14 protein-coding genes and 1 tRNA gene are annotated in these 12,658 nt (G+C 41.0%); 3 read left to right on the top strand and 12 right to left on the bottom strand.

The genetic code is table 11. The features are described 5' to 3' along the window. Positions 1 to 110: 110 nt before the first annotated feature. The 6 genes from iscB to IJF99_RS03805 all read right to left on the bottom strand — a co-directional run bounded on the left by iscB (position 111) and on the right by IJF99_RS03805 (position 6,110). On the bottom strand, positions 111 to 1,358 hold the full coding sequence (iscB, locus tag IJF99_RS03830; protein ID WP_292792365.1) for an RNA-guided endonuclease IscB: 1,248 nt from the start codon (positions 1,356 to 1,358) through the stop codon (positions 111 to 113). Between the two features lie 548 nt (positions 1,359 to 1,906). After that, positions 1,907 to 3,310 (bottom strand): pyruvate kinase, encoded by a 1,404-nt coding sequence (gene pyk / locus IJF99_RS03825; protein WP_292792263.1) that lies wholly within the window; start codon positions 3,308 to 3,310, stop codon positions 1,907 to 1,909. 112 nt (positions 3,311 to 3,422) lie between these two features. Continuing rightward, the gene (locus IJF99_RS03820; protein ID WP_292792261.1) at positions 3,423 to 3,839 is read right to left on the bottom strand and encodes a PIN domain-containing protein; all 417 of its coding nucleotides are present in this window, start codon (positions 3,837 to 3,839) and stop codon (positions 3,423 to 3,425) included. Further along, positions 3,836 to 4,078, bottom strand: a complete 243-nt coding sequence (locus IJF99_RS03815) for a hypothetical protein (RefSeq protein ID WP_292792258.1) — start codon at positions 4,076 to 4,078, stop codon at positions 3,836 to 3,838. Before IJF99_RS03815 ends, IJF99_RS03820 begins: the two co-directional genes overlap by 4 nt. A 217-nt stretch (positions 4,079 to 4,295) precedes the next feature. Next, complete coding sequence (locus tag IJF99_RS03810; RefSeq protein ID WP_292792256.1) at positions 4,296 to 4,991, bottom strand: ABC transporter ATP-binding protein; 696 nt, start codon at positions 4,989 to 4,991, stop codon at positions 4,296 to 4,298. Between the two features lie 9 nt (positions 4,992 to 5,000). Beyond that, positions 5,001 to 6,110, bottom strand: a complete 1,110-nt coding sequence (locus IJF99_RS03805) for an ABC transporter permease (RefSeq protein ID WP_292792254.1) — start codon at positions 6,108 to 6,110, stop codon at positions 5,001 to 5,003. A gap of 73 nt (positions 6,111 to 6,183) precedes the next feature. Here IJF99_RS03805 and IJF99_RS03800 point away from each other — a divergent pair, with 73 nt between their 5' ends. Then, a complete protein-coding gene (locus IJF99_RS03800; protein WP_292792252.1) occupies positions 6,184 to 6,423 on the top strand; it encodes a DUF3781 domain-containing protein in 240 nt (79 codons plus the stop codon). An 8-nt stretch (positions 6,424 to 6,431) separates the two neighbouring features. Here IJF99_RS03800 and IJF99_RS03795 read toward each other — a convergent pair whose 3' ends face one another. After that, positions 6,432 to 6,683: a hypothetical protein gene (locus IJF99_RS03795; RefSeq protein WP_292792250.1), complete on the bottom strand. Its 252-nt coding sequence runs from the start codon at positions 6,681 to 6,683 to the stop codon at positions 6,432 to 6,434. Continuing rightward, positions 6,680 to 7,201, bottom strand: a complete 522-nt coding sequence (locus IJF99_RS03790) for a hypothetical protein (RefSeq protein WP_292792248.1) — start codon at positions 7,199 to 7,201, stop codon at positions 6,680 to 6,682. The genes IJF99_RS03795 and IJF99_RS03790 overlap by 4 nt, the downstream gene beginning before the upstream one ends. 115 nt (positions 7,202 to 7,316) lie before the next feature. Between IJF99_RS03790 and IJF99_RS03785 the strand changes: the two genes are divergently transcribed. Further along, complete coding sequence (locus tag IJF99_RS03785; RefSeq protein WP_292792246.1) at positions 7,317 to 7,538, top strand: hypothetical protein; 222 nt, start codon at positions 7,317 to 7,319, stop codon at positions 7,536 to 7,538. Between the two features lie 75 nt (positions 7,539 to 7,613). Here the strand turns inward: IJF99_RS03785 and fbp are convergent, their stop codons facing one another. The 3 genes from fbp to thiI all read right to left on the bottom strand — a co-directional run bounded on the left by fbp (position 7,614) and on the right by thiI (position 10,153). Continuing rightward, the gene (gene fbp / locus IJF99_RS03780; RefSeq protein ID WP_292792244.1) at positions 7,614 to 8,708 is read right to left on the bottom strand and encodes a fructose-1,6-bisphosphate aldolase/phosphatase; all 1,095 of its coding nucleotides are present in this window, start codon (positions 8,706 to 8,708) and stop codon (positions 7,614 to 7,616) included. 160 nt (positions 8,709 to 8,868) lie between these two features. After that, positions 8,869 to 8,940 (bottom strand) — tRNA-Gln (locus tag IJF99_RS03775). A gap of 58 nt (positions 8,941 to 8,998) precedes the next feature. Next, positions 8,999 to 10,153 (bottom strand): tRNA uracil 4-sulfurtransferase ThiI, encoded by a 1,155-nt coding sequence (gene thiI / locus IJF99_RS03770; protein WP_292792242.1) that lies wholly within the window; start codon positions 10,151 to 10,153, stop codon positions 8,999 to 9,001. Between the two features lie 104 nt (positions 10,154 to 10,257). On the opposite strand from thiI, the gene IJF99_RS03765 reads away from it, so the two are divergent. Beyond that, the gene (locus tag IJF99_RS03765; RefSeq protein WP_292792240.1) at positions 10,258 to 11,646 is read left to right on the top strand and encodes a carbon starvation CstA family protein; all 1,389 of its coding nucleotides are present in this window, start codon (positions 10,258 to 10,260) and stop codon (positions 11,644 to 11,646) included. A 14-nt stretch (positions 11,647 to 11,660) separates the two neighbouring features. Here IJF99_RS03765 and IJF99_RS03760 read toward each other — a convergent pair. Further along, positions 11,661 to 12,658 (bottom strand): DHHA1 domain-containing protein (locus IJF99_RS03760; RefSeq protein ID WP_292792238.1); only part of this gene is annotated, 998 nt, incomplete at its 5' end.

Genomic DNA, 12,658 nt, shown 5'->3' with positions numbered 1-12,658 from the left:
TTCCCGTTCAGGATCGACAATTACATCCATTGACACTTCACCTTCATCACCAATATACAGCAGAGTTCTTTGTATTTCATCTTTAATTTGGCAAGGATACCTCGACCTCTTTAGGTCGAGGATGGAATTGCCATCCTCCTTTCTGTTAAGTAACCTTTTCTTGGTTCTAATAATTTTAATTTCTTGTAATTTGCTGAGGCATGGATTTTTGTGCCGTCAAGTGTTCGTAAATCAAAATAACCACTTGTTCTTCTTCCAAAGATGAAGCATTCTTGTTTTTCAAATGATACATTGTCAAATAGTCGAAATCCTTTGACACGATATGGCGCTTGGTTTAGTTTGCGAATACCTCCTTTTGAGGGTTTGGATTTGTGAATTTGACGGTTATGGCGCCTCACTTTCTTTTGATAAAAATAATATCCTAATGGTTTGGCCTGGGGATTACCACTAATGCATCGAGCATCAATATAATGCTCCTTACTAAGTCCATATTTAATGCGAGTGCTCTTAGTAATGTATCCAAAAGTCAAACTAAGATTATCATATCTTTCTTTTAATATGTCATATAATTTCCATCTCATGATTCCCATGAAAGTCTCATTTTTATATGATCTTTTTCTTTTATGGTTTAATTTTATTTCGTTTTTATGAAGATTATCGTGACAGGTTTTGCATAGTGTTATTAGGTTGTCTGGGTTATCTCCGCCAGTTTTCCTGGATTCAATATGATGAACATTTAAAACTCGATCACCTGTTTTGCCTTTGCAGTGCTGACAGGTATGTTCATCACGATGCAGGACATATTCACGAGTATTCCAAAAGCCAGCCTGTTCACCTTCCTGATACTGCTTACCAGAGATGTCTGGATTTTTAATTTTTTGAATATCAAAACTAGCAACCTCAACCACCAGTTTGCTAACAGGCAGTATTTTATAAACATTCTCGATTACTTGTATGTGGGAATCGATTTTATGCCTTACGGATGGTGCAATCCAACCTTCTCCTTTTCTGCGGTTGTTGAAACGTGCAGGCCTATATCTTGTCTTTCTAGACCTCCTACCTTTCCTATTTTGAGTTCTGGAAGCTATGTTTTTAGACACATCGTTTCTAAGTTCAACTGTTGAAGCGTATAATTCTCTGTTGGCTGTTGTTGCAGATAACCCCACAAATTTGCTTCCAGCATCAACACCTAAACTAATATCCTGTTTATAACCAGTGGACCAGTATAACAACTGAATTGTAAAAGGTTTTCTACTTATCACTTTTGCTTTTTTACTCTTTAGCAATTTTCTTGCCTTTGCAGGTTTACAAGGCATTAACGGTTTCTTATCTTTGTTTAGTACATAAACTAATGTAATTTAGTTTACCCCCTATTCCTAGGTTAAATTCGAAGCCTTCGCCAATGTTATTCGAAAGTTTATATATGGGCAACACTGTTCCTACCATCTCAGAACCTGTTTAATCACCCACCGTAGAGCTACAGACTAGGCTTAAACATCCATAGGTACCTATAAAATATTTTCCGATAACGTAGATAATTTAATATCTTAGGCTATTCAACCAGTGGATTGCGAGAATAAACTCACAATCCACGACCTCTATTAGGTCGTGGTAGTTGAATTTCTTCAGTCATAATACACCTCATTTTAAATTTGATAAAATATTATCAAATATTAGTTTATATTACAACTTTTAAAAAGTTTTTGTTGCAAATAAAGTAAATTTTTCAAAGTAAAAGCAATATTGCAAAGAGAAAATAATTTTTAAAGAAAAATAAGGTTTTTAACGTATCTTATTTCTTCAAAGATACGTTGAAAAATATGAAATTTACACCGCATGATGAGATTTTGAACTTACAATCCAAACCATTACATCCACAGGAACGGCCCCTGAAGTAAACGTTGCATTACACTTCCAGAATCCTCAAATAATTGGTTGTTCTTGATTCGCCCAACGGAAATCCTCCCGTGATTAATATCAAATCCCCCTCATCGAGATTGAATTCCTTCTTGGCTATTTTCCTTGCGCTTTCAACCATCTCATCTGTGTCTTTGAATATTTCAGTTATCACGGGCTTGACACCGAAGTTCAGGACTACCTTTTCTGCAATGTGGCTGGACGGACAGCATGCCAGAATTATGGAATTAGGCCTTAGATTGCTGATTTTACTTGCGGTAAAACCTGTCATGGTTGGTGTGACAATCAGTTTGATATCAGAGTATTCAACCGCATCGACAACAAGTTTGGCGATAGTGTCGCTGTTTTCAATTGTCCCCTTGTATGCGACATGCTTTGTATAGTCTATTGTCGATTCGACATATTTGCAGATTCTGCTCATGATTTCAGTAGCGGCTACCGGATATTTGCCGACGGTGGTTTCACCGGAAAGCATCACGCAGTCGGTTCCGTCAAGCACGGCATTTGCAACATCTGAAACCTCCGCCCTTGACGGTCTTGGATTTTCATACATTGAAGCCAGCATTTCTGTTGCAACAATTGCAAACTTGCCCTTTTCACGGCATTTTCTGATGATGTCCTTTTGAAGCATCGGCAGCTCTTCAAGTGGAACTTCAACCCCCAAATCCCCACGGGCAACCATGATTCCATCGGACACTTCAATTATTTCATCGATGTTTTCAATGCCCATGCGGCTTTCTATCTTTGAAATGATGCATGCATCACCCTCTGCATCTTCAATGATTTTGCGGGCTGCAAGGACATCCTCTTTTGTATTGACAAATGACAATGCAAGATAATCGCATGAATGACGTGCTGCAAATGCAATGTCGCTTTTATCCGCATCACTAATGAAATCCAGTTTCAAGTCAACCCCCGGAACATTGACTGTCTTGTGGTCCTGGATCTTGACCCTGCCCAATGCCTTCAGCTCAACGGCATCATCACTTTTCGCGATGACTTCAAGTTCATATAATGCATTGTCCAATAGAACCCTGTCCCCCACATTAATGAAGTTAATTGCTTCGCTGTGGTTGACTCCGAATTCCTTTTCATTGCCTACAGTGCAGGTCTTGCTCATGCGGATGCTTTCTCCCTCATCAAGGGTTACTCCACCATCCTTGAATTCCAGTGTTCTGAATTCCGGTCCCTTGGTATCATAGAGAATGGCTACAGGCTTGTTGCAGATTCTTCTAACTTCACGAACGACATCGATTGTTTTAAAAATGTCTTCCCTTGTTGCATGGCTGAGATTGATACGTGCACAGTCCATTCCTCCGTTGACCATTTCGGCCATAACATCAACAGAGTCGGATGCCGGACCTATGCTGCATATTACTTTTGTTTTTTTCATAATCTCTCCATCCTAACTTTAGAGAAAAATCATCGAAAGATTCATACTCAATTAATTAATGTTTTAAAAAGAGAACATTATAAAATTTTTGAACAAAAAATTAAATTTTTTCTTATTTTAAGTCAAGTAAGTTAATTTCATCAAATAGTTTGAATTCACCATCAAAGCTTGCAACATAATCTAAGTTATAATATTCATATATTACAACTTCTGAACAGTCTATAAATCCTAATTTGAATTTGTTTTTATTGTATTTTTCAAAGATTGCAAATACATTATCATTGTACATGTTAATATCTGATTCGTTGATGATTGTGAAATTATCTTTCATATAGTTATATGCCAGCCTAACTAATGAAATATCCTTTGTTTTTTGACCAAGTATTGTCATTACTTCAGATATAATTCCATTTGATATGTAACAATCATTATCTAGAACTTCTTTGTTTTCTATTGCTCTTTGATGTAGAGGGTCATTTTTTCTAAATATTGCAATGATGAATGATGAGTCCAATAAAATTTTTTTCATTTGTATAAACTCCTTTTTAGTTCAACGGCATCTCTTGGATCATCATCTTCAATAATGCCCAATACATCATCCAGACTTACTTTTTTTCTTGGTTTGATTACGATTTCATTATTTTCATTAATAGACCAATCAATGATTGTGTCTTCTATAGTTAAATCTGTGAGTTTATTACGTATAGCTTTAGGGATAGCTAACTGATAATTTTTATACAATGTTGTTGTTGCAATTATATTATCCATAATATTCAGACCTCTTTAATTTTATTTAATTAATATTATATTTTCAGATAATATAAAGTTATCTGAAAAAAATAAAATTACTACATATCAAATTTCAAAATAACAATACAATCATAAATTACAAAAACCGTTTTAAAATAGATAATAAGTAAACAATAATTCAAATGCTATTGGAAACATAACATATTCTAAAAAAAAAATAGAAGTAAAATTGAAATCAGAGATCAATTTTACTATTTATCAATGACTCGTCACCTGCAGATATGATTTCACCGTCCAAAACTTCAATAGTTCTGTCTGCGAGTTTGGCCACATCCATATCATGAGTAACAATTATCAATGTTACATTTTTATGTTCGTGCAAATCGATTAGCTGGCGAAGTATTCTGGTACTTGTCTTCGAATCCAGTGATCCTGTCGGCTCATCAGCCAATATTATTGACGGGTCGTTTGCAAGGGCGCGTGCGATTGCAACCCTCTGGCGCTCACCGCCGGACAGCTTATTGGGCATGATGTCAGCCTTGTCCCTGAGTCCCACATCATCCAGAAGCTTCAATGCCTTGGCTTTCATCTCACCGGAAGACATTCCCTGAGTGTACATCGGAATTTCAATGTTTTCACGCACGGAAATGTTTGGAATGAGATTGTGCAGCTGGAAAACGAATCCGATACTTGTGGCCCTGAATTCATTGAGCCTTTTGCTTGAGGCCAAATCCTCACCTGCAACTGTTATTGAACCTGAATCCGGCACGTCCAATGCGCCGAGCATGTTTAAAAGTGTTGACTTTCCGGAACCTGACGGTCCGATGATTGACACGAATTCCCCCTCTTCAATAGTGAGGTTTATCCCGTTCAACGCCTTGATTTTTCCATTCTCATAGCTTTTGTATAGGTCTTTTATCTCAACAATCATCAAATCACCTCACTCATACCTCAATGCCTCTGTCGGAGGCAGCCTTATCGCCTTGATTGCAGGATATATTCCTCCTACAATACCCACTATGATCGCTATGACAAATGCCTGAATGAATATCTTCGGAGTGAAGAGAGGGTCAAATCCTATATTGGATGCAAGAGCCATGCATCCGGCAACGCCGATGACCGAACCGATGATTGCTGATACGATGGTAATGACCAATGACTCTCCGACAATCATCAGAAGGATTCTGGCGTTTGACCATCCGACTGCCTTAAGCACTCCGATTTCGCGTGTCCTTTCAAACACTGACATGAGCATGGTGTTGATGATTCCCAATCCTCCGACTACAATGGCCAGAAGGGAAATTGCCCATGTGGATGCCTGAAGCATGTCCAGCATGCTTGCCATCTGGTCCAGTTCCATGACTGATGTGACTGTTGTGATGTTGTCGCCGTATTTGGCGTCGATTCTGTCCGCCACTTCCTGGGCGTCGGCGCCCTTGTCCACCTTGACATAAATATTTGAAATGGAATCCTCATCGTCCATCAGCTCCCCCACTTTGGAAATTGATGTGAAGACTCCTCCGGCCATGTTCTGGTCGCCTGTCTGATAGATTCCGACAACCTCGAATTCCTCATGGTCGACCTCGATTGCATCCCCTACAGTGTAGTTGTACTCTTCGGCATAGATTTCCCCGAGTATGACCTCGTCGGCATCGTCCCGGAATATTCTTCCTTCCTTCATTGATATGTCCGCCAGGCTTGCTCCGTTGGGGTCGATTCCTATCAGGGTATTGAGATAATCGTCTCCGACCGATGTCAGCACAACATAAATTGGATATGCCTGGTCCACTCCGCTTACATTGGCAATCCTGTCCGTCCATGATGCGTCAATCGTATTTGTCCCGTATGCAGAGTCCCCTGTTTCCTTGCCTGAAATTGAAAAATCGGCACCTCCCGCATGTATGGTATCCTCAAAGCTATTTATCAAGCCTTCGGTAATTCCACCAAGAGCGACAATGACTACAATGCCTATTGCAATCCCTACAATGGCCAGTATCGCACTGTTCTTTCTCCTGAATGGGTTTTTAAGAATGAATTTTAAAAATGACATATACTTTAATAGGTTTGCGGCATATAAATAACTAATTGTAGACTTGGTCAAGATGCGAAAAACAGGTGTCAAGATGCACAGGAAAACTCTTTTGGAAAACGTTGAAAAGATCCATACGACCGAAATGGGCGCTGAAAGAATTGTGAGAAATTTGGGAATCGATGAGGAACCAGTCAGCTATTGCATTTCAAAGCTTAAGCAGGACAGCTCCTCAGTTAGAAAAGAAGGCAAGAACTATTACGTTGAAGCTGACGGATGCATAATTACGATTAATTCCAGCAGTTTCACACTAATAACCGCACACAAACTGTAATTGCAGAATTATTTATTCAGGCTAATGTATTTATTCAGAAGCTTGTTCAATTTTACGGCAGTGCTGTAATTCATAACAATCTGCAGATCAGATTCATTGATTAATTCCACTTCATCTCCATTGTTTACTAGCTTATTGTTTATTACAAGCAGTCTGAGCTCTTCGTTATTTCCTCCAACCCCAAAGGAGGAGGCATAAACAACTTTGGAATTATCACCAATGTTGATTTTTGATTTGATATCTACGTTTTTATCAGTCATTCCATCATCTCCATCATGTACCATTTTTTATTATCCGTAGCTGAAAAATCGGCAGGGCCCATCTCCTTATTTGAAAATGATAAAAAATAGTCTTTTAAGTTTTCATATTCCCTTTTGTTGACAAGAATTTTCTCCTTGAATCCTATTTCCCTTTCTAATCCATCAAAATCCAACTCGTCCGGAATTGTGTCAAGAAACTCTTGAAGTTCTTCATCAGACACATCTTCAGATTCCTCAATTCCTTCTTCCAATTGTTTATTGAAGTGAAACTTGATGAATTCCTCTTGCGCTATGTGCAATTTTCTGATAAACTCGGATTTTGTATTTAAAATATATCTTGAATTTTGATACAGAATTATTTCATTTTCAATGAACTTGCTGATGAATTTGTCCAGCGTAACCCTTGAAATCCCTGAACCGACGGCGATTTGCTGTTTGGTATATTCATCCACCGGAGCGCTAAAGAAGAAATCCAATACTTTTGATTGTGGGCAGTTTCCAAATAATTCTTCGAACATTATGTTTCACCTACACAATATATGTACATTTTATAGTTTATAAATTTTATTATTTGTAAATTATATGTACAATTAGTAATAAAAATATATATGATAGTAATACTTATAATATATTATGGCGAAAAATGAAGAGATGTTCGAAACAAAACTCAGGATAATCTACACATTACACAAAAAAAGATATTATAATTCCCGGCATACCCCTATCTCATTTGTTTGCAAACGAAATCCAACAACCCCTTGTAAAAAGATTAAAAAAGCAATAACAGAACTAAAAAAAGAACAGATAATCATCATTAAGCCAACATACACGGTTTTGATGTATGCCTTAATGTGAAAATGAAAAAAGAAATTGACGAATATCTGGAAAGATATATAAAATAAAAAAAAGAAGAGATAAGAAATCTCTTGTTTAATCCATGTCTTCGAATCTGGATTCTAATTTTTCCATTACACCAGGAAGTGAAGTGTATTCCATTTCTTCAGACGGCAATCTGTGAGGTTCGAATGGACCGTGTCTTCTGATGTAAGTTGCGATTTTAGCAGCCTGTTCACGGGTTGGGTCGAATGCAGGGTCATCGAATAAGTCTACAGGACCGATTAATTCACCGTTAGCTACTTGGAAACCTAATCCTACTACTCTAGGTGGTCCGTCGAATCTGATTGGGTTTGCTTCAGCTTCTGAAACTGGCATCATTGGACCGTTGTGTGATCCTCTCATCCATCCGCTTACCATGTGTGGGAATGCAAATGGATCGACACATTCACCGTTAGCAGGGAAACCAGATTGTGCTCTTACGATACATACTGGGTCGTCTTTACCGACGTATTCTCCAGCCATTAAGTTTAATCTTTCGGTACTTATTGCAGCTGCGATTTCACCGTTTTTCTTCCATACTCTTTTGATTACGTATCTTCCGGTGGAACCGATTAATGCGAGCAAGTCGTACATTTCTTCAGGACAGTTTAAGATAACTTTTCTGTGTTCGATTACGTCGAATACTTCAAATTTGAATCCATCGTGTAATGATGGGTCGATAACTAATCCTGCAGTGTTGAATGGGTCTGCAAAGATTCTGAATACTGGCAAGTTGAATGCACCAGGTTCGGTTTTGTCACAGCAGAAGATGAGAACAGGATCGGATGGCCTTTCTTCAAATTCGATTTCTGCAACACCAGGACCCATACCTTTGATGTTTCCGGAGAAAGTATCGGATAACAAGTCTTGACCTGCACCGTATAATTTCAATTCACGTGCCCTTTCGGTAGCTTTCATGAATGCGGTATATGCAGTTTTGTGCACTTCTTCGTTTTCTTCTCCTTTGTCGTGGGTCATGATTAAGTCAATGTCGTCACCACAACGAGAGATATAGTAATCTTTTATGATACCTGTTTCTAAAGCTTCGTTTAAAACTTCGTCACAAATATCCATTAATTCTGGGTGTGCGACACAGTGTCCGGACACACTTCCAATATCAGCTTTAATTACACTAACTGTAGTTTTCATTTTAAATACCTCGATTAGTAAATTGTTATTTACTAGACATTTATTATTTTTGATTTGGATAGTATTTAATTATTGTTATCATGAGCCGGCTAGGAAGTTAATTTTTCATTTCAATTTTCAGCAGGACAATTAATTTCCTTTAAAAAATAAGATAATAGAGTAGTCCCGAGCGGGGTCGAACCGCTGTCTTTGGGTCCAGGGCCCAAAAGGATTGCCGCTACCCTACGGGACTATACAATAATTTAAATTGTTCATCATATTTAAACTTAAAAAAAAAGTTAAGAGAAAACTTAATCAAGCTTTCTGATTTTTTCGAACGCCTTTTCGATTTCGGCATCCTGGTTCATGGCTTCGCATGCCTCTTTTACGCGCTCCAAATCGGCACGTGTTTCAGGATATCTCGGAACCGCACTGCATCCTCCGTCATCGATTTTGGATATTTCGAATGTTCCTATTTCCTTTGCGATGGCAGTGATCTCCTCCTTGTCGAGCCCGATTAATGGGGACAGGATAGGCATGTCCACGCCGTATCTAGTGGCGAGAATGTTTGACATGGTCTGTGACGCCACCTGCCCGACGCTGCTTCCGTCGACGATTGCGTCCGCTCCAAGCTTCTGCGCAAGCTTTTCGGCTATGCGGTACATTCCTGATTTGCACAGAACGCAGGTCATCTTTTCAGGAGCCCTTTCCTTGGCCGCCTGCAGGTACTCGCCGTAGTCCATGACCCTCCTCCTTATTGGAGATCCTGAGGCGTAGATGTTGAGCTGGTCCACAAGCAGGTTGAAGTTTTCAGTCACCTTAGGTCCTGAAAACGGATCGTTGTTGCAGTGAAGAGCAATGACTTCGCATCCCCTCTTCATCATGAGATATGCCGCTACTGGAGAGTCTATTCCGCTTGACAGAAGAACGACAACCTTTCCCTGTGTTCCCAACGGCAGTCCTCCCGGACCCCTGATTTTCTCATGGAAAAAGAAGGCCTTGTCTTCCCTGATTTCAACGAAGATTGTCAGGTCCGGATTTGACAGGTCGACCGGGGCGGGAATGACATCCCTTACGACGCCTCCGCAGTGGGCGGCCATCTCCTGTGAGGTGAAGTCATGTGTTCCGACGCGGCGGCACTTGATTGCGAACTTTGTGTTCTCGTCAAGCACGCCTTCGCCAATCAGGTCCCTGGTGTAGCGTGCGAGGACCTCGTCGATGTCTTCATAGCTTGAGCTTGTTGATGTGGCCGGGGAGTATGAGACGACGCCGAACACCCTGTTCAGCTTCTCGATTCCCTCATCGAAATCCTCCGGGAAGATGTAAATCCTTCCCTGGTTCCTTTCGACTTCACATTCGAATGTGGCCTTAATGTTTTTTACCAGTTTCCTTTCAAAGCGTGACCTTATCTTTGGACTCTTGAGTCCTATTTCTCCGTATCTTGCAATAATTACGTCATGATTCATTTAAACATCCCAATTAATTTTGATACCTCAATTCTTTAAATCCCAATTACAGATATACATTTGATTTAATAATTTAAATAGTTTTAAAGATAAAATTTATTCACATGTATAGTTTTCTGATTTGCGCTTGTGCACTTATCGCATCATACTTCATCTACGGAAAGGCCATCGAGAGGATATCCGGTGTCGACGAAAGCGTCGAGACACCAGTCCACAGGCTTGAGGACGGAGTGGACTACATCCCGATGCCGAGATGGAAACTCTATCTGGTTCATTTCCTGAACATTGCAGGTTTGGGGCCAATCTTCGGCGCCATACAGGGAGCCCTCTTCGGTCCTGCGGCATTTTTATGGATTGTGTTGGGTACAATCTTCATCGGAGCGGTCCATGACTTTTTTTCAGGATTCCTGTCCCTCAGGGGCGACGGGTTAACAATGCCTGAAATCATCTCAAAGTATCTGGGAACAACAGTCCAGAAGATGGTTGCATTCATCATCGTGATTACAGGTATTCTCGTTGCGGCCACATTCGCAACAGGTTCCGCCGATCTGCTTGCAAACCTCACAGGCGTCCCTACATTCATCTGGCTTGTGGCGATATTCATTTACTTCCTAATAGCCACACTCTTCCCGGTCGACAAAATCATCGGAAGGGTCTACCCAATATTTGGTGCACTGTTCCTTCTCATGGCAATACTGATGATAGGTGCGCTTTTAATGAACCCTGCATACACAATTCCTGAATTCACAACACAAGGGCTCTACTTCAGCGATAAATCAATCTTCCCATATCTGTTTGTAACAATAGCATGCGGAGCGATTTCAGGATTCCACGCATCACAGTCACCTATCGTTGCAAGATGCATGACCACAGAAAAGGACGCAAGGCCTGTGTTTTTCGGAGCAATGGTTCTTGAAGGAATAACCGCACTCATCTGGGCGGCAATCGCAATGGCGTTCTTCCACGGCCAGCCTCAGCTTGCGGTAATCTACGGAGCGACACCTTCCGTCGGCGTGAACCAAATGGCTACCGCGCTTCTCGGACCTGTCGGTCTGATTCTGACCATCATCGGAGTCGTTGTCTGTCCGGTCACAACAGGAGACACAGCGCTTAGAAGTTCAAGGATAACATTGGCTGACGAGCTCAAGATCAATCAGGAAAAGCTCCTTTCAAGGGTCAAGCTGGCATTGCCGCTGTTCATTGTATCATTTTTAGTGACATTCGTTGACTTCAGCCTCATATGGAGATATTTCGCATGGGCGCAGCTGATAATTGCCACAGCGGTTCTCTTTGCGGCAACAGTATACCTGATTCAAAACAAAAGGCACTACATCGTCACGCTGCTTCCGGCTATTGTGTGTACCCTGATTACATTCGGATATATTTTACAGGCTCCGGAAGGGCTGGGCCTGCCTTCAGTGACTGCAAACGTGATTTCAGTCATAGCTACCGCTGTCATAACAATAATATTTATCAGAAAATATAAAAAATAGAAAAAGGATAATGATTATCCTTTGATTAAGTCGACTGCAGTCTGGATGGCTTCATCCATCTTGTCTGCATTCTTACCTGCACCCTGCGCAAGGGTCAAACGGCCACCGCCGCCACCGCCTAAAACGCCTGCTGCAGTTTTTATTATCTCATTTATTTTTATTCCGCTGTCGATAGCAGCCTGTGAAGCCGCACCGACAATCTTGCCGTCGCCGTTCCCCATGACCACGACATCGGCCTTTCCGTTGTCGGTAAAGTCGGTTGCCATCTTCTGAAGCTCCTTGAAGTCAGCTTCAATCAATTGGTGAACCACTTTGAGACCATTGATTTCATCATATTCATCGGCAAGTGAGTTCATTTTCAAGCTGGCGATTTCGGATTTCAGACGGTCAATCTCATTTTTCTGAGCCTTCCACTCGCTGAAGAACCTGTCACAGGTTTTCGGAAGCTGGTCGTTTTCGACCTTGAAGATTCCTGAACTTTCACGAAGGAGCTCGCCGTCGTGCTGCATTGAATCGATTGCAGCAAGACCTGCTGAAAAGTCAATCCTCTCGACACCGTCCTGGACCCTTTCGGTCTTGTTGATCTTGATAGGTCCGACGACACCTGTCCTTAAGACATGTGTACCTGCACATGCCTGTACGTCGACTCCCGGTACCTTAACGACACGGATCATTTTTCCAGGTACAATACCTCCCTGGTAGAGCACGAAACCGTATAATTCCTGTGCCTCGTCCCTTGTGTGGAACTGGATGTCCAAATCGATGTTTGCCATCACGTATTCGTTGGCCAGCTTTTCAATTTCGTTGAGCTCTTCCTGTGTGATACGCTTGTAATGTGATAAGTCAATACGTGCCCTTGTAAGTCCGTTCTGTGAACCTGCCTGCCAGATGTGCTGGCCGAGAACTTTTCTTGCCGCTGCAATCACCAGGTGTGTTCCTGTGTGGTGGCGCGCAAGGGTTATTCTTCTGTCCCAGTCGATTTTTCCAGTGACTTTTTGGCCGACAACATCAT

The organism is Methanobrevibacter sp. (assembly GCF_017406825.1).
In the GTDB taxonomy this organism is placed as follows: Archaea; Methanobacteriota; Methanobacteria; order Methanobacteriales; family Methanobacteriaceae; genus Methanocatella.
The sequence above is the reverse complement of the archived record's forward strand: the minus strand, read 5'-3'. Positions and strand labels throughout refer to the sequence as shown.